This window comes from Bacillus cereus group sp. BceL291, assembly GCF_051776705.1.
In the GTDB taxonomy this organism is placed as follows: domain Bacteria; phylum Bacillota; class Bacilli; order Bacillales; family Bacillaceae_G; genus Bacillus_A; species Bacillus_A cereus.
The window spans coordinates 1-16,362 of record NZ_JBPWAP010000085.1 but is presented as its reverse complement, the minus strand read 5'-3'; the positions used below and the strand labels follow the sequence as shown (position 1 = coordinate 16,362).

Here is a 16,362-nt window from a genome sequence, read left to right as displayed (position 1 = left end):
CAGTATTGTAGGACAATCCTATCGAATTAAAGATCATTTTAGCAAAGAAAATGATTGATTTTGTACATGCTTAAACAAGCGAAAATGTACATGTTTATCTTGACATTTACACTGGAGGTATCTGACAAAAGAATATTACATTAATTTATTGGAAATTTCAATTGTTAGTAAGGGATATTTATTCTAAATCAATAGAAATATTGGATAATTATTTAATGTTTATTGTAGTATAGTACACCTCTTAATTCTATTTACATCCAAAAATCTTTTTCATCAATTTTTTTTCCTAACTTCTGTAATCCTTTAATGATTTGTGTTATCGTAGAAAATTTTGGTTTGTATTTTTGACTGTTACAAAGCTTAGAAATAGTACCTGTACTTAATTTAGATGTTTTTTCTAAATCAATTTGTGCTATACCATTCTTATCAAGATATCTCCCGAATTTTGTGCGTTTTTTCCCCAACCCGTACACCTATATCACCTCATCAACATCTTGACCTATTTCTCATTTTTTTAAACTTAGGAAAAAATTTTTTAGCTAAGAAAAAAAGTAAGAAAATGTACAAGCTGTACGGAATATGATGTATTAAAGCAAATTTTAGAGTAATCACCAATGCAATTCTATCGGTGTATTAGGTATAGCCTCAACTGTTAAAACTTTTTTATAAAGGAGAGAGGTAAGTTGGCAATATGATGTTGCTTGAAGAAAATTCCGGATATTTCAAATGAGGGGGCTAACAGGGCTTTAATTACTTGTACATTAAAGAATCCGGTGTTCATTTTATCTAAATTAGTAGAATTCTGTTAATATAGAAATGTTTTTTAATAACTTAATGTGTTAAAACTGTTATCATTAATTTTATGATAATATTTCTATTAAATATCGAAAGACGATCGTGTGGCTATCCTTTCTCTAACATTTTTGAGGTGGAAGGAGGTGCGAAGATGGACATAACGGAAGTATTTTATTACTTAAATGATTTATTTCATGATCCTGTACAGGGAGCTTTAACAATAGTTTTAGCAGCATACGCAGATAAACTTGTTGATAAAATCAAAGATAAATCAAATAAAAGAATCGTCTCAAATGCCGGCCAGCAAGAAGACGATTCTCAAGGGAAATAAGATATAGCAACCGATCGTTTAAGAAATCAGTTACTAGAAGAGGTGTTAGTGCACCTCTTCTTTTTATTATATACAAACAAATATTACTGTAATATCTTTATGACAATTATAACAAAAAGATACTTAGAAGTTCAAATAAGCTTTTTTGGAGGAAAGTGGCCAATATGCAAAAAATATAAGAATCTACATTGTTATTTAGTGTTATAGATTAACTTAATAATCTTTATTCACCTACTAAGGTTTGATTACAGTCGCCACATTTTATATGAACATGTGGCTTTGTTGATCGAACGATTACACCACACCCAGGACAAGTCCATTTCCAGGTGGTTTTTTTTGCTACAGTTGGTAAGTCTGGTATTTCAAATTCAGTTTCTGTACCAGGAGTGATTCTGGAATTGTTATTTCCAAGATTATTGCTACTGTCTACTGGTTGTAAGTAGCGGGGAAGGCGTCTAGCAATAGAGAAAACAGTTTGATTAATATCCATTTGATTAATAATATCTTTTGTTGTTTGTGATAGTCTTGCGAAGGACCATCCATACTTAGGATCAGGCTTTTCATCTTCATATTCGAATCCACTTTTTATAGCGCGATTTTTAAAGTGTTTATTGTGATATGTTTCGTTTCGTGAGCAATCTTGGATATCATGGACAATATTATAAAGATGAACCATTTCGTGCATGAGAGTATCCATAGTTTCAAAAAAGTCTTGATCAACATATTCAGCGCTTATATTAATTTCGTATCGTTTGGTATCACCTTTTTTATCAGTCCAAATAGGGTAAACAGAGCACCATCCCATACTTAGTTTGTTATGCCTGGAGGTTTGGATTGTAATTGCGGGTGTAGGGAGCTTATTTTCAAAAAAACGCTCATTAAATAAATCGAATGCTTTATGTAACTCCTGAGTTACAGCGTTTATAGTAGTCATAAATGCCTCCAATTGAATAATATTATTCAATTTTTATTCTGGTATAAATAATAGATTTGTTTATTGATAGATTTGCGGTTCTAAGAATTTATTAATATATAGAAGGGGTTCTTTATGAAAAGTGAAGAACAGTCATTTTCTTTCTATGAAGGTTGTGAAAATATTTTTATTATGATGATTACTTTTTGGTTGCTTATGTTTTTATTTTGTGTTGATTTTCTATTAAAATAACACTATTAAACGAAAAGGTGGGAGTTTATGAAATCTACAGGAATAACAAGAAAAGTTGATGAATTAGGTCGAGTAGTAATTCCGATTGAGTTAAGACGTACTTTAGGAGTTGCAGAAAAAGATCCTATGGAAATTTTTGTTGAAGGTGACAAAATCATTTTACAGAAGTATAAATCACAACAAGCATGTATGATTACAGGAGATGTTTCAGATAAAAATATATCTTTAGTAGGTGGAAAAATCGTTCTTAGTCCAGAAGGTGCAGAAACGATAATTCAAGAATTGCAACAATATCTAGTAAAATAGTGAAAGCTCCTAAAGGGGCTTTTTTAGTTTTATAATAAAATTTCATGTACCATATTAAAAATAAAAGCCGATTCCCTGTACGTTAAGAAATCGGCTGATTCTTGTCCAAATCATGTCTAACCGTACAATTTTTTTTTCGATATGGTGACCCTAGTAAAAGAATTAATTTATTCACCGAGATTGTAATTTTAAGCCGATTATCTTTTCTTTTGTGTGTAATCCATCATTTGATGTCTCCTAGAGGTTAATAGGGTTTCTTTTCTTTATTGAAAATACATTGTATTATATATATATATTATATTTTATATTCGAAAGGAAAATAATATGGATTTCAGTTCAGTAAAAGTACCAACAGAGATTACCGATTCACTAGCAAAAGTAGCTTTAGTTTTTATCATAATGCTTATAATTTGTCATGTTATAGCAAACTATATCCCAAAAGCTATTCCATCTGAAATTAGGGGGATTATTGGATTAGGAATCTTAGCTGTATTAATAATTATAATATATAAAGCATGGCCGTATATACCAGTACTATTTTAAAGACACATAAAAAAGTGTCTTTTTTTAAAAAAATCCCCACATAATTTGCAGGGATTGAAAACTAAATTACAACTATTCTTTCTTACCAGTACCATTACAAGGTACGCATAAATTATAATCTTCTTCATACATACTATTACCACGTACTTGATTTACAGAATCATAAAAACTCAAACCTTGGGTATCCATTACTCTATCTACAGCTCTATCAAAAGTTTTATTCCACTCAATCCCATAACCATTACATTTTTCACATCTAGCATCTAATTTCGGTAACATCATTAAATCCTCCTATTGTTATATATAATAACAGTTTACTACAATTTAAAGGTAATCTGAAATTTCATTTACCGTATTAAGTAGATTTCTCCATATCGTTCCAAAACACAACATAACGATGTAGCGCTTCAATGCTTTTTAAACCAAGATGTAACTTGATCTCTACCGGCGTTATTCCTTTTTGTAAGGCATTTAGTATCCAACGGTTCCGTAACGTTGTGGGAGTAACGTGGATACTTGCGCGTTTAATTTCTTTTTGAAGCATCCTTTGTACACCAATTTTCGTTAATGCAGCGGGAGCATCTTTCTCATAACTCCAACGAAATGTTTGTGGTCCGAAATCAAAAGCTACAAATAATGGATCGTTACTATGTTGTTTTGGCCGTATCGTTTCAGGAATGTCATTTAAATAGTCTAGGACTAATTCTCTATCTTTTTTAGATAGCTTTACGGTGCGTTTAAACGCACTTGTTTGTCCTGGGGTAATTATACTCTCACTAAGTTTTAAATCGCACATGGATAGCGAAACGATGTCCTGAATAGATAAACCGTACTTTAGCATGAACCGAACTAATAGGATATTTCGGTTCAGGATATGTATTCTTCCGGATGCTTGGTATTTTGATAGTCCATCTAAACTTTTTATTGTGCGCATTAGTTTGCGTATTTCCTTATCAGAAGCGAAATTTTTTGATGTAAGAGGTGGTGGGGCAGCATCGCTTTTTAAATCGTTTGTATTACCGTGAAACTGTAGGAAATTAATTACTACACCTTTGATTCTTTTTATATTGGAAAGAGAAGCCCTACGATCTTTTTTAAGGGCATTTAAGAAACTAAATAATGCATTTGTATCGAAAGATTGAAAGACTTCATGAGAAGGAGATGGGTGTCTTTTTTTAATCCAGGAGACAAAAATGGATAGATCGTATTGATATCTTTGGAGAGTAGACTCCTTACGCCCGCGATTCTTGAGTGAAGACAAAAACATGCTAACACTTGCTTCGTAATTCATTTTTATATACCTCTCATTCCTAAAAATCGTGTACCGCAATTATACGCCAAAAATCTTACACAATGCAATAGGGGTTTCTTGTCTCTTTTATGTTCTCCTTCTTCTTTTCTTGTTTTTTTCGTCGCGAAGCATCATCTAAAAGAATGAGGGGATGTGTTTTCTTTACTCCTGATCATAGGTTATTTTAGTTCCATTACGTGGTTAGTTCTGAAAATTCAATTTATTTTTAATACGAATGTTTCATGAGTACATTTAACCCTTTATTCGCATTAATATCGAAGTGGATCAGTGATGAAAACATCAATTTCTCAAATAATACCTTCGATATTTCAAATAGAATACACTAAGGAATAAGTTTAGAATATATTTAAGAATTACTTATGGAATTACTATAGAAATGAATAGAATAGCTATAGGAATAGGCGTAAGAATACTTGTAAATTAGTTCTGTGCCTATTCCTATAGCTATTCTATACTAAAATCCTATTATATCAAGGTAGATTCTAATTCTTATAAAGATCAAGATTACTGAAGTTATCCTTGAGATAGTAACTGTATTCTACGAATACTGTAACTAATCGAAAGGCTATTAGTCTTTTAACTACAGTAAATCCCCGGCGGCCGGCAGCCCATTCATTCCATATTCCATCATCCAAATCCAACTCAACATCTTTCGTATTTCGGTACGAAACACCATCCATCGTTCCTTGCATATAATATATATCACATAGCTTGTACATATATATTATCTCTGTATATATCCTACCTATATAACTGATCTCTAGATCACACTATAATATTATGTCAGCTGTCCTCACTATTACTCTCTCATAAAAAAATGCTAGTTGCCCTTTACGGACAACTAGCATTTTTACTTCAATATCCTTGTACTTTTTTTGTTCATAATCTTGTACATATATCTCGTATGGATCATGACCAATTACATTTCTGTTTAATAGTTTTGATGCACATATTCAAACAATATTATCGCGATTTACAGCACCAAATATATTCGGTGCTGATGTTTCTTGTTTCACTTCTTCTTTTGTTTCTTCTTTAATTGATTCCTCTTTTTTTACAGATTCACCTTTTGAGGGTTCAATATTTTGAACAGAAGGTTGTTCAGTGATCACTTTAGAAACAACTGTATTATCTTGTAATAAATTTTTCATTTTGTTGAACTCTTGATAAAATTCATCTTTCATCAACAAATCTCTATGCATTTCTTGCTGTGCTTCAAAGCTTTTTACGTCTACCGTTCCATATTGTTTTATAAAAAACTTTATTAAAGTAAACAATGATTCACCTATATTATCTTGGTTTTCGTACCAATCCCAAAATTCTGGATCATTTACTTTTTTTAATTTCCATCCATATTGTTCTGGTTTTGTTTTTGCCTTCATAATCTAACACCAACCTAAACTAACACTTCTTTTTCTAGTACATCTAAGCCTTCAATATTCATGTCAACAGCATATTCAGCAGGAATCCATAGTAATTCTAATTTATTTCTCTTACAGAATGATACTAATTCTTTTTCCAAATCCTCTTCTAGTGCAATTGATCCTCCTCCGTAAATCGCAATGACTTCGGCTTCACTTGCTGTATTATTTCTGTATTTATTACGAATATCGCGTAAAATATTCTCAGCTTGAACATAACGAGTCTCATAGAAAAACTCTTTAGCTTCTTGATAGAATTTGTGTTCCTCATGTAATAAAATCTCAGCAAATTGTTGACGGGTAATTTCTCCAACCCCTGGTCTGTTATTCTGTAAAAGTTTTATTGCTTCTAACAAAGCATGTCCGATACCTCGGCGTTCACCTGTACATGAATCAGGTTTAGGGTTTAATCCTTCTGTATAAATGTACTCTGTTGTACCATCACCAATATCAGCATGCAGGATTTTCTTTGCTGAAAACACTTCGAGTGTTAACATTTTTTGGATTTCTTCTTCGGTATATTTTAGTTCTTGTTCACAAAATTCCACGTATTTTTTAAACATCTTATTCTCACCATCAGCAATCGCGCGAATCATTCGATACAATGGCGGAATCCCTTCACGAGTAACAGTTACTTGTTCAAAACTAACTGTTACAGTTACCTTCTCTTCAGCAACATCTACAATTGCAATGTGTGGCTTTTCTACTAATCGTTTTTCTAATACTCTAGCGTGTTCTGGTTTCCATTCACTTGCTGGTATAGCTGTAGTTAGTTTTACTTTTACATCAAGTGTTGCTGGTAAGGTTTTAGTTTCTCCAAATTCCTTTTGGATTGCCTTTGCAGCTACAATACTAACTAAATGAATAATCGGTAGATCATCTTCATGTTTTCCACCTTCTTCAATATCCATTGTTGTTGTATCCTTAGCAAAATTCATCGCACGTTTACCAACTAAAAATTGACCACTACGCTTTATTGTATTGCTTGTAATATGTACCTGTAATTCATCTAGTAAATTCACAACACATTTTTCAATATTCGTTTCACTTGGATCAAGAGGTTTAAACAAACGTTTGTATACGCTAGGTACTTTTTCAATCTTATCTTCAATTTTGAACTTAACTTTACTATTTCCAATATCCGCTTTTAGGTTAAATAACATACTCATAAAACACATCTCCTTTTGTTTACTATTTCATTACTATATGAATTTTTTTCGAAACCTTATTGGTTATAAAAAGATTACTTTTCGATACCTTATTGTAATTGTAACACACTCCTTTGGGTGACACAACAAAAAAACACAATAAAAATCACCAAAAGATAACCTACGAATTACTTTTTGATACCTTCATTGTAACTAATTAGTATTTTATTTGTTATTTTTCTATAACTCCCGGTGAGAGGGAGTTATACATTATGTTTCAGGTATCGATTCGATAACAATTTGATTACCGTTAGATGTCTTTCTGATTATGATTTGTATGTCAGTTGTAAAGTGGGCAGATTATATGAAAATCCGGGAGATATGGAAGATCGTTGTTGCAACAAATTGAAACATTTGGGTATGACAGTGTCTAATAAACTTTGTTATAAACTTCTAGATTTGGTTGTAACAGTTTTTTGTACTTTTAGAAGGAAGAACCACTGATTTTGTTGAAAATCGAAAACAGACTATTTAGCGAAGTTTAGGGAGAATGTATAGGTTTGATATTTATATGCACTAATATAGGGTGTCTATTTTAGCGAGGATTAGGGAAACAGTAGGGAGAATGACAAATGGTGTTAATAAATAAATTGATGAATGATGATAAGATTCTTTTATTTAATAAATCTTGTTTTAAAAATTAAAACCATTAAATACATTAGGAATTAAAAATGGCACTTCATCCTTACTCTAACAAGAAGTTTGATTTTTTTTCTTAGTAGTTATTTGGTAGAAACACAGGAGGTATCTAAATTTTCTGTCTATTTATTACGATGATTTTAGTGGGTTATCTTATTGTGTTTTTCCATTATATGTTAAAAATTTACTATTATTTTTAATTGATTTGGATGTGAAGTATGAGAGGTATTTAGGGGATAATATAAGCGCATGACAAATAGCCTTGTTTTGCTATAATTTTTAAACAAGGCTATAAAAATGGCGATTTTAAGTAAGATTATTCCCCTTTGATAAAATCGTAAATTATTAACTTTTGTTTTGGTTTTGATAAAGATGAAACATATTTTTCATCTTCTTCTTTTTTACGTTTTAAATAAGATTTATAGTTTTGGCTAAATATTTCAATGAAATAAGCAGCATTACTCTTATCAGCTTTACTAGCTTCAAAACGATCGGCAGCTTGTCTGAAGAAATACCAAGCATCTCTGTCGATATCTGGTGGCATTCTATTTGCAATTGCATATGCATCTTTTTCAGACAGATTAGTAAATGGAGAACTCATAATATAGTGCCATGCTCTTTGTTGATCTTTACTTAAATATTCATTGAAATCTTCTTTTCTAGCAAAATAGTCTTTAGGTTCTTCACTTTGCTCATTAGCTTCTTCTTGTTTTGGATCTGTATCTACTTGTTCGTCTGTAACTTCTTCTTTTTTTTCTTTTAATAGAGTCCACTTGAATATTAAGTTTGAGATAGTTTCTGTTATCTCAATTGCTAGATGCCATTTGTGTTTAAAGTAATCTATGATTTTTTGATAATTATTATGTATTGTTAAAATGTATACAGAAGGACCTTTCTTTCCAGCTTTACGATTTCTAATTTGTTGGCAGATACCAAGTTTTTCTAGCCAGGAAAGAGTTTCATTGATAAGGGGTTTTGAAATTCCCGCTTTTTGGGCTATCACATCCTGTTTCACACAAGAAAAACCTTCGTGAACAAGATAAGATAAAATTGTTTCAAGTCCTTTGTACTTACGAGGAGTTTGTAAAGAAATGTCTTCAGTAGTAAAGCCCTGTTCTTCTAAAAGAATGCTATCAATCTCCTTTAGAATTTTTTTTACGGCTTTATTAATATTTCCTGGTTTAGTGGATATACGATCCAGTTGAGGACTTAGTTCTCGTTTTGCTTTGCTTAATAAAAAATTTTTTAATAACACGAAAAAACCTCCCTAATATTTCCAGCCCAATATCGGAAAATTAGCGAGTTTTTTATTCACAAAACTTCATTAGTTATGATATAATTTAACCATAATATTAATTTTGTTAAAAAACTCTGCTAACGTGGGTTTTCAATTGATCTAGTCGCCAAACTTCGAATCAATTGAAAACGGTGGGTGGAGTTTTATTTTTTGTCTTTTTTTAAATGAATTGAACTTAATTTCCTGTTTATATGAAATAACTATATCATAAATCTCTTTTTTAATTATATACATTATGTTATATATTTTATCTTTTTTTTTATGAAATATCAACCTAGTGACTAGGTTTGGTTCGTCTGTTTGATTAATCCGGATTTAATTACCTTTTCTATATATCTTATTAAGGGAAAAAAAGGGGATTTCTACCTTTTGATTTAATGGAGTACAAATTATATAATGCTAAGATCTGATGAGCAGATTGATTATAATCTAGTATTTTTGTAAGAAAGAATACTTTTTATAGTTGGTGAGCTTTTTTTATTTAAATACATTTGGGGGGATAATGAAATTGTTGTTTTCAAAGTTAATAGATTTATGCGCGCTTTATGATTTGCATAAAAAAAGAAGCAAGGAATATCAATTTTCGGGGGGGGCGGAGATGGATTTTGAAGATATTAATGAGTTTTATAAAGTAGATCAATCAATTGATATTCAATTTTATTATGAAGTGTCGGATTTACAAAAATATGAAATCGCTAAATTTGAATATCAAAGTCTAATAGAAAGTGGCAACCCGTTTAATGATCTGGTAAGCGGTGAAGCTTATTTAAATAAAAATGAGGATGCGCCTAATGTTATTTTTGTTCATGGCTGGCGTATGGATAGTAATGAACGTGTGAAAAAAATCTTTCATGAAAAAATGATAGATTTAGATTGGAATTTATATTATTTTACTCTACCTTATCATTTTGCTAGAGAACCGGAAGAATCATTGTTTAGTGGTGAGTATATGGTAAGTGCGAACATACAACGTACTGTCAAATCTACACAACAAGCGGTTGTTGATCTAAGAGGATTGATTCATTGGATCAAGAAGAATAAAAAAGGACCTGTAATTTTAATAGGTGTGAGTTTGGGTGGTTTTATTACTAATTTAACGGCATTAGTTGAACCGGAAATTGATGTATTGACCTCTGTTTTTTATGCAAATCGTCTTTCATATTCAATCTGGAATACAAATCCAGGGAAATATATTAAAAAGGATTTGTCTGTTCATGGTGTTACATATGAAGAACTCGTGGAGAGTTGGGAAATTACCGAACCAAGTCAAGCTACTCCAATAATGAATCAGGAGAATATTCTATTGATTTCAGCAAAGTATGATCAATACGTACATATGAAGGATACAAGTTATCTTTGGGAAGCATGGAATAAACCTATGCGATATATTTATAACTGTGGTCATGCTGGAATTGTACTTAAAAGAAAACAAATTGCATTGGACACCATAGGATTTATTCGAAAACGAATATTCGAAAACGAATAATATGGGGGTGTGTATATGATAGTACTGGTGTTTTTGCTGTGGATGATGGCAGCCATATTATTTCTAACTAATCCTAAAAATGAAGAAACACGGTGGGCGAGTGCAATTGCCCTGTTTGGTGGATTTGGCGGTTTAGGAGTGATGCTCGGAATAGGGCCAGATCGTCCAGAATTAATTTTATGGATAGATGCAATTGCAACATCATGGGGACATTATTTAACGCCTTATGCTATCTGGATGTTTGGAGTTGTGTTTTCAGGAGTGTTTAGGACTAATTCACATCTAAAAAGAATACTAAGGAATGTATTCTTTTTAATTCCAGTCTTCTATATGTATAGTATTGATCAAATATATCCTGAGTTTAAAACCCATTATGTCATTTTGGCTTATTGGACAGTTCCTTATGTTATGGGAACAAATATATTAATGATTTATTCTACCTTTGGCGAGACAAGGCCAGCTATAAAGAAAAATAAAATATTTACATGTGTAGTTATTCTTCCGGTAAATACTTTTGCCTTGGTTACAAATATTATTTTGGAAGCTTTGGGTATAAAGGATATATGGTTTTATAATCCATTGGTTATTGCCTTTCAGTTTGTTATATTTGGGTACCTTATTATAAGATATGGTTTTTTAGATGTTAAAATTCGTTTCGAAAGGCAGCATAGAGATACCACTATGAAGGCTGTTGCATCTGGAACCGCATTATTGAATCATACAATCAAAAATGAAATAGCAAAAATTGATTTTTTAGTCAGTCAGTTAAAAGAACATAATTTAACTAAAAAAGCTAATGAGAGTATAGAGTTAGCCCTTAATAGTACTCAACATGTTTTAGAACTTTCAGCTCGTATCCAAAGTAAATTAGACGTTATGAATTTAAAGGAATCACAATTTTGGCTATCAGATAATATTGAATCTACATTAGCTTTGCTTCAACCGTATTTAAATTCAAATGTACAGGTTATTAAGCAGTATGAAGTAGATGTAAAAGTACACGGTGATCCCATACATATACAAGAAACCTTATTAAATATCATTAAGAACGCTTTAGAAGCAATGGGTAATGACGGGAGATTATTAGTTAAGCTTTATAAAACTAGACGAAAAGTATATATAGATATTACTGATAGTGGGAAAGGGATTCCAAAAGACAAACTAGATCAGGTACTAAATCCTTTCTTTAGTACCAAAGGTACGAAAGGGAACTATGGATTAGGTCTTACATACTCCTATAACGTAATGCAGAAGCATGGTGGCGATATTTCTATTAAGAGTAAAGTTGATCAAGGGACTACATTTACTTTGTCACTTCCAGCCAGGAGGGTTCTTAAAATTAATGAACAATTTAATATAGATGGGAGATCGTAAGGGATGACTATAATTAGATTGGCCGTTGTTGAAGATGATCCAGTATGGATGAAGTGTTTGTGTGAGTATATAGAGAAGGAAAATGATTTAACAGTTATTGAAAAAGCTACGACAAAAGAAGAGGCTTTTTCAATAAATATCAAAAATATAGATGTGATACTACTGGATTTAACATTATCTGATTCAAGTGATAATGAAAATTTAAATGGATTAGAGGTTGCAAATCATTGGAATGATAGAGGTTTTAAAAATATTATCATGTTGACTTCTTGGGAAGAACAAGAAATCATTTTGGAAGCATTCGATAATGGCGCTATAAATTATGTGACTAAAACCTCATATAGAGACATTCCAGGTACAATTAGAGATGCATATCAAGGTAAGGTAAGTATTCATTCGGATGTTTCTTTTACACTTGTTAATGCTTTGAAAACAGAAAGGAAAATTAGTGTTTTAACCCCTTCGGAGAGGGAGGTATATAAGTTAAAAGAAAAAGGGTTAAATAGGAATCAAATCGCTGATATGTTGTTTAAATCAGTGGAAACTATAAAAAAACAATTTAAAATGATTAATAGTAAAATAAAAAAGTGATAGTTTAAAATCGCTAAAATATTATATTTTAACATTTAAATTCCTATTCGGGAAGGGGTATTTTTTTAACCCTTCCCGAATTTATTTTATGCCCGTATCATTTATACAGTAATTTAATTATTCGATATCGAATATTAAGGGGCTGAATACAATGATGACTATGATTAGAGAGGCGAGGTTGAAGAAAGGCTGGACTCAAATAGATTTAGCAAAAAAATCTGGTGTTCCACAACCGACAATTTCGCAAATTGAAAGTGGGGAAAGAAAATACCCTACTTATCAAAATATCAAGAAAATAGCTGAAGCTCTTGGGATAAAGACCGAAGAGCTTATGAAAGAATAGCTATTTGTATGACGGTTGAACGAAATTCAATTGTACAAACAATATCGTTCAACCGTTATATTTTTATTTATCGTATTTCGTGTTTAATGTCACCAAAATTTCTATGTCGAATTTAAATGAATTCCGTAATCTGATTAAATGTAATATTCAGTGGAGGGAGATTTATGCATATGCAATATAAAGAAATTGATCAACAGTTCATTGAACAACAAATGGAAAAAGATTTATTTGAAGATGTACTAAATAATCAAGAAAATCCAGTGGAATTTTTCTATAAGATTCTAGATGTACTTCGAAAAATTGAAAATAAAGAGTAGAGTATCCTGTAACAGATACCCTACCCACTTATTTTTCATTATCTGGTTTTAATTCTTCAACGTCAGCTTGTGCTGTGAAATTTAAGTAATTCACATATTTGATTAATTCTTGCTTAACCATAGGCTTTTTGCTATCTGGGATATTTTTGTACCTTTCGTATATTTCATTAGCTAATTGAGAAACTACTTCTTTTCTTTGTGCTTCATCGTCAAAAACTTGGTAGTTTAACATATAATCGATGCTAACTTGGAAATAACTGGATACCTTTTTCAGCATATCAAAATTTGGTTCTTTATTACCAAGTTCCCAACTTGATATTGCGCTTCCTGTTACGCCAAGTTCTTTACCTAATGCGTTTAAGCTTAACCCCTGTAAATTCCTTAAATTCCTTAAATTTCTACCAAAAATGTTATCTTCCAATCCAATCAACCTTTCGTATGTTATTGCGATTAGTAGATGTCACCTAACCTGTTTTATTCCGTGAGAATAAAAAAGCTTCATCAAACAGTTGACGTTTGATTGATAATCAAATAGAATATAGACAAGGAGGTGAGTATTTGGCTTTGTCAAATAAAACTAAATCGACAGTTTTGCGAAAAGTTAGGGAAGAAAAGGACCTAACTGTACGAGAACTTTCAATAGGTACTAATATTCCAGAAAATACTCTTTATAGCATTGAAACAGGCAGAAGTGGTGTTAATGCAAAAAGAGCTAGGACAATAAGTACATATTTAAAAGAACCTCTTGAAAGACTGTTCGAATCTAGTTTGTATCATGCCAAACTTGAGGATAAATAACCTCATTAACTAATCGCTTTCAAACATTTACTTTTTATCATTATGTATACCCTTGTCTATTGTAAATGATAAGACGGGTTTATAAGCAGTGATAAGATAAAAAAATATTATTTTATTATTATTTTTCTTTTATTGATAGAAAATACCTTCAAAGGGGGGAGTTTATGGAAAAAGAAAGTAGGCTTACATTTTATGATGTATCTTGTAAAGCTCACTCTGTAAAAACTTTTGATGGGAAAACATATCAGTTAAGAGGTGCTGTCGCTATCGAAAATAAAACAGGGGAAATCGTAAAAATAGCTCAAGTGTATTATAAGGTACGATCAGTAGTGGATAAAAATAATAACCTTATTGCTAAAAGGAAAAATCCAGAAGATGAGCTTGTAGTGATAAGAAAACCCAAAAAGATTGCAGAGTAAGTTGAAGTTTAGCGATTTTGAAGTGTGCTGTGAGAGTATTTTAAGATTCCGTTAGAATGAAATATCTTTTGGTGGGGATTCCACTTGGAATTTTGTAAACAGCACAAATTGATCCTTTGATAAATGAATATTGCGTGCCGCCCTTGATATGGTCACTAGAGGGTTAGGTCGACGAGTAGAGTTTGGTGAGTGGAACTTAAAACTCATCTGTGGCCGTAATTTAACAGTGTATCGATAATCTGATTGATATAATCGTGAGAAATATCCCAAGAAGACGTTTCGATGAAGCGATCAATATCAAAAGGTAGATATACGAGGTTCTTCGTACATGCCGAAAACGTTGTGCTGTGTGAGGCTGTTATAAGTTAGAGTGGGAATAACTTATAACAGCCTCATACGAGGTCGTCAATCTAGCCATAATTGACAAAATTTTATTCTTTTACTTTATACAAATTGATTATTCTCAAGTAGACTTCAAAATCGCTAATTATAAGAAATTAGATTTTATAGGTGGTGATGTTAAAAATTCGTGAACACCTTGATATTATATACAGTTTACATGAGTTTAAATGTTTTTATGGATTTAAAGTATCTGATTACTAAAAACTATTGGCACTTAATATTTTTTAGTCTTTCAATAGTTCTTTGTGTAATTCAGAATAAGAATGTGTTAGCTCTACTCGTAATCGCAATTGTTGCATTAATAATTGGTGTGTTAATTAGAGAAAAAATGCCATTGGCTAAGTTTTCGCCTGGAGATACAAAAATGATAGTGATTTCATCTATGTATTTATATATCTTAGGGTCTTTGAAGATACATTGGCTATTGATACCGATTTTATTACATGTAACAGTATTCATTTTATCAGCAGTAATATATGGGTTAATTGTGATTTTATTGTTTGTAAAAAAATATATATTTACCAGAACAATAAGCGGCTACCATTCCTTTAAATTTCTGAAGATTAGCATTGAACTAACAACAGAAGGTTTGAAAATAATCAGTATGAGTTACCGTTTTCCGGCAGCAATCTCTATAATTGCTGGTTTTATGTCGCTAGTATTGTTACAGTGGTAATATATTTTGTATTATAGGTATATTAAGATGAAATATTAAACTGGAGGATTTATCATGAAAAAAACAATTCTAACTACAACGGCAGCATTAACAATGATGGGAACGGGTATGGGAATCAATGTTGACCATATCAAGCCAGCTGAAGTTAAAGCTGATACTATATCATTCTATGATGTACCAAATAACCACTGGGCGACTAAAGCAATCACAAACTTAGCGAATAGAAATATTGTTGTTGGTTACGGTAATGGACAGTTTGGTTTTGGCGATAATGTAACTCGTGGACAAGTTGCTCGCATGATCTACAACTACTTAAAGCCAGCGGATGCGGGTAATTTCAAAAACCCATTTAGCGATATTAAAGGGCATATGTTTGAAAAAGAGATTCTAGCACTTGCTAAACTTGGTATTATTAAGGGGTATGGAGAAGGGGAATTTGGCCCGGATGATATCTTAACTCGCGAACAAATGGCGCAGGTACTTACAAATGCTTTCAAATTTGAGGGAACTAAAAATACATCATTTGTAGATGTTGATAAAAACTCTTGGTCGTACAAGGCAATTGGTGCTTTAGAAGAGAAGGGCGTTACGATTGGTACAGGTGGTAAAATGTATTCACCAACATCAGTTGTAACACGAGAACAATATAGTCAGTTTTTATTTAATTCTATTAATGTAATAGAGAAAGAGACTAAGCCAGAAGAAAAACCAAACACTGGCGGAGAAGTTAAGCCAGAAGAAAAACCGAACACTGGTGGAGAAGTTAAGCCAGAAGAAAAACCGAATACTGGTGGAGAAGTTAAGCCAGAAGAAAAACCGAATACTGGCGGAGAAGTTAAGCCAGAAGAAAAACCGAATACTGGCGGAGAAGTTAAGCCAGAAGAAAAACCGAATACTGGCGGAGAAGTTAAGCCAGAAGAAAAACCGAATACTGGCGGA

Annotated in this window: 19 protein-coding genes; 10 read left to right on the top strand and 9 right to left on the bottom strand. The window is 31.8% G+C overall.

Features of this window, described 5'->3' with window-relative positions; all coding sequences use genetic code 11:
- Positions 1 to 251: 251 nt before the first annotated feature.
- Entirely contained in the window at positions 252 to 473 is a 222-nt protein-coding gene (locus ACS2CR_RS29450; RefSeq protein WP_000274288.1) for a hypothetical protein, read from the bottom strand.
- Positions 474 to 946: 473 nt separating this feature from the next.
- Between ACS2CR_RS29450 and ACS2CR_RS29445 the strand changes: the two genes are divergently transcribed.
- On the top strand, positions 947 to 1,126 hold the full coding sequence (locus ACS2CR_RS29445; protein ID WP_438906118.1) for a hypothetical protein: 180 nt from the start codon (positions 947 to 949) through the stop codon (positions 1,124 to 1,126).
- Between the two features lie 223 nt (positions 1,127 to 1,349).
- On the opposite strand, the gene ACS2CR_RS29440 is transcribed toward ACS2CR_RS29445, so the two are convergent.
- Positions 1,350 to 2,060, bottom strand: a complete 711-nt coding sequence (locus tag ACS2CR_RS29440; RefSeq protein ID WP_438906117.1) for a SprT-like domain-containing protein — start codon at positions 2,058 to 2,060, stop codon at positions 1,350 to 1,352.
- Positions 2,061 to 2,318: 258 nt separating this feature from the next.
- On the opposite strand from ACS2CR_RS29440, the gene ACS2CR_RS29435 reads away from it, so the two are divergent.
- Positions 2,319 to 2,597, top strand: coding sequence for an AbrB/MazE/SpoVT family DNA-binding domain-containing protein (locus tag ACS2CR_RS29435; RefSeq protein ID WP_098673172.1), 279 nt, complete (start codon positions 2,319 to 2,321; stop codon positions 2,595 to 2,597).
- 615 nt (positions 2,598 to 3,212) lie between these two features.
- Here the strand turns inward: ACS2CR_RS29435 and ACS2CR_RS29430 are convergent.
- From ACS2CR_RS29430 to ACS2CR_RS29405, 6 genes are all read right to left on the bottom strand, one after another.
- Complete coding sequence (locus tag ACS2CR_RS29430; protein WP_194793494.1) at positions 3,213 to 3,419, bottom strand: hypothetical protein; 207 nt, start codon at positions 3,417 to 3,419, stop codon at positions 3,213 to 3,215.
- A 76-nt stretch (positions 3,420 to 3,495) separates the two neighbouring features.
- On the bottom strand, positions 3,496 to 4,431 hold the full coding sequence (locus ACS2CR_RS29425; RefSeq protein WP_153602918.1) for a site-specific integrase: 936 nt from the start codon (positions 4,429 to 4,431) through the stop codon (positions 3,496 to 3,498).
- 503 nt (positions 4,432 to 4,934) lie between these two features.
- Positions 4,935 to 5,171 carry a hypothetical protein gene (locus tag ACS2CR_RS29420; RefSeq protein WP_000277227.1) on the bottom strand — a complete coding sequence of 79 codons (237 nt, stop codon included), beginning with the start codon at positions 5,169 to 5,171 and terminating at the stop codon, positions 4,935 to 4,937.
- Positions 5,172 to 5,405: 234 nt separating this feature from the next.
- On the bottom strand, positions 5,406 to 5,834 hold the full coding sequence (locus ACS2CR_RS29415) for a hypothetical protein (RefSeq protein ID WP_153602917.1): 429 nt from the start codon (positions 5,832 to 5,834) through the stop codon (positions 5,406 to 5,408).
- A gap of 14 nt (positions 5,835 to 5,848) precedes the next feature.
- On the bottom strand, positions 5,849 to 7,042 hold the full coding sequence (locus ACS2CR_RS29410) for a ParM/StbA family protein (protein ID WP_094398192.1): 1,194 nt from the start codon (positions 7,040 to 7,042) through the stop codon (positions 5,849 to 5,851).
- Positions 7,043 to 8,036: 994 nt separating this feature from the next.
- Positions 8,037 to 8,975, bottom strand: coding sequence for a hypothetical protein (locus tag ACS2CR_RS29405; RefSeq protein ID WP_325853263.1), 939 nt, complete (start codon positions 8,973 to 8,975; stop codon positions 8,037 to 8,039).
- A gap of 550 nt (positions 8,976 to 9,525) precedes the next feature.
- Here ACS2CR_RS29405 and ACS2CR_RS29400 point away from each other — a divergent pair.
- From ACS2CR_RS29400 to ACS2CR_RS29380, 5 genes are all read left to right on the top strand, one after another.
- Positions 9,526 to 10,503 (top strand): alpha/beta hydrolase, encoded by a 978-nt coding sequence (locus ACS2CR_RS29400; protein ID WP_438906119.1) that lies wholly within the window; start codon positions 9,526 to 9,528, stop codon positions 10,501 to 10,503.
- 15 nt (positions 10,504 to 10,518) lie between these two features.
- The gene (locus ACS2CR_RS29395) at positions 10,519 to 11,877 is read left to right on the top strand and encodes a sensor histidine kinase (protein WP_153602916.1); all 1,359 of its coding nucleotides are present in this window, start codon (positions 10,519 to 10,521) and stop codon (positions 11,875 to 11,877) included.
- A gap of 3 nt (positions 11,878 to 11,880) precedes the next feature.
- Complete coding sequence (locus tag ACS2CR_RS29390; protein WP_094398196.1) at positions 11,881 to 12,468, top strand: response regulator transcription factor; 588 nt, start codon at positions 11,881 to 11,883, stop codon at positions 12,466 to 12,468.
- A 151-nt stretch (positions 12,469 to 12,619) separates the two neighbouring features.
- Positions 12,620 to 12,811: a helix-turn-helix domain-containing protein gene (locus ACS2CR_RS29385; protein WP_153602915.1), complete on the top strand. Its 192-nt coding sequence runs from the start codon at positions 12,620 to 12,622 to the stop codon at positions 12,809 to 12,811.
- 164 nt (positions 12,812 to 12,975) lie between these two features.
- Positions 12,976 to 13,128 (top strand): hypothetical protein, encoded by a 153-nt coding sequence (locus ACS2CR_RS29380; RefSeq protein WP_000551114.1) that lies wholly within the window; start codon positions 12,976 to 12,978, stop codon positions 13,126 to 13,128.
- 28 nt (positions 13,129 to 13,156) lie between these two features.
- Here ACS2CR_RS29380 and ACS2CR_RS29375 read toward each other — a convergent pair whose 3' ends face one another.
- Positions 13,157 to 13,549, bottom strand: coding sequence for a helix-turn-helix domain-containing protein (locus ACS2CR_RS29375; RefSeq protein ID WP_002164815.1), 393 nt, complete (start codon positions 13,547 to 13,549; stop codon positions 13,157 to 13,159).
- 137 nt (positions 13,550 to 13,686) lie between these two features.
- On the opposite strand from ACS2CR_RS29375, the gene ACS2CR_RS29370 reads away from it, so the two are divergent.
- The 3 genes from ACS2CR_RS29370 to ACS2CR_RS29360 form a co-directional block, all read left to right on the top strand.
- On the top strand, positions 13,687 to 13,926 hold the full coding sequence (locus ACS2CR_RS29370; protein ID WP_094398198.1) for a helix-turn-helix transcriptional regulator: 240 nt from the start codon (positions 13,687 to 13,689) through the stop codon (positions 13,924 to 13,926).
- Positions 13,927 to 14,090: 164 nt separating this feature from the next.
- Positions 14,091 to 14,345, top strand: coding sequence for a hypothetical protein (locus ACS2CR_RS29365; RefSeq protein WP_000410281.1), 255 nt, complete (start codon positions 14,091 to 14,093; stop codon positions 14,343 to 14,345).
- Between the two features lie 1,132 nt (positions 14,346 to 15,477).
- Positions 15,478 to 16,362, top strand: an 885-nt coding sequence (locus ACS2CR_RS29360) for an S-layer homology domain-containing protein (RefSeq protein ID WP_438906116.1), incomplete at its 3' end; no start/stop codon positions are given.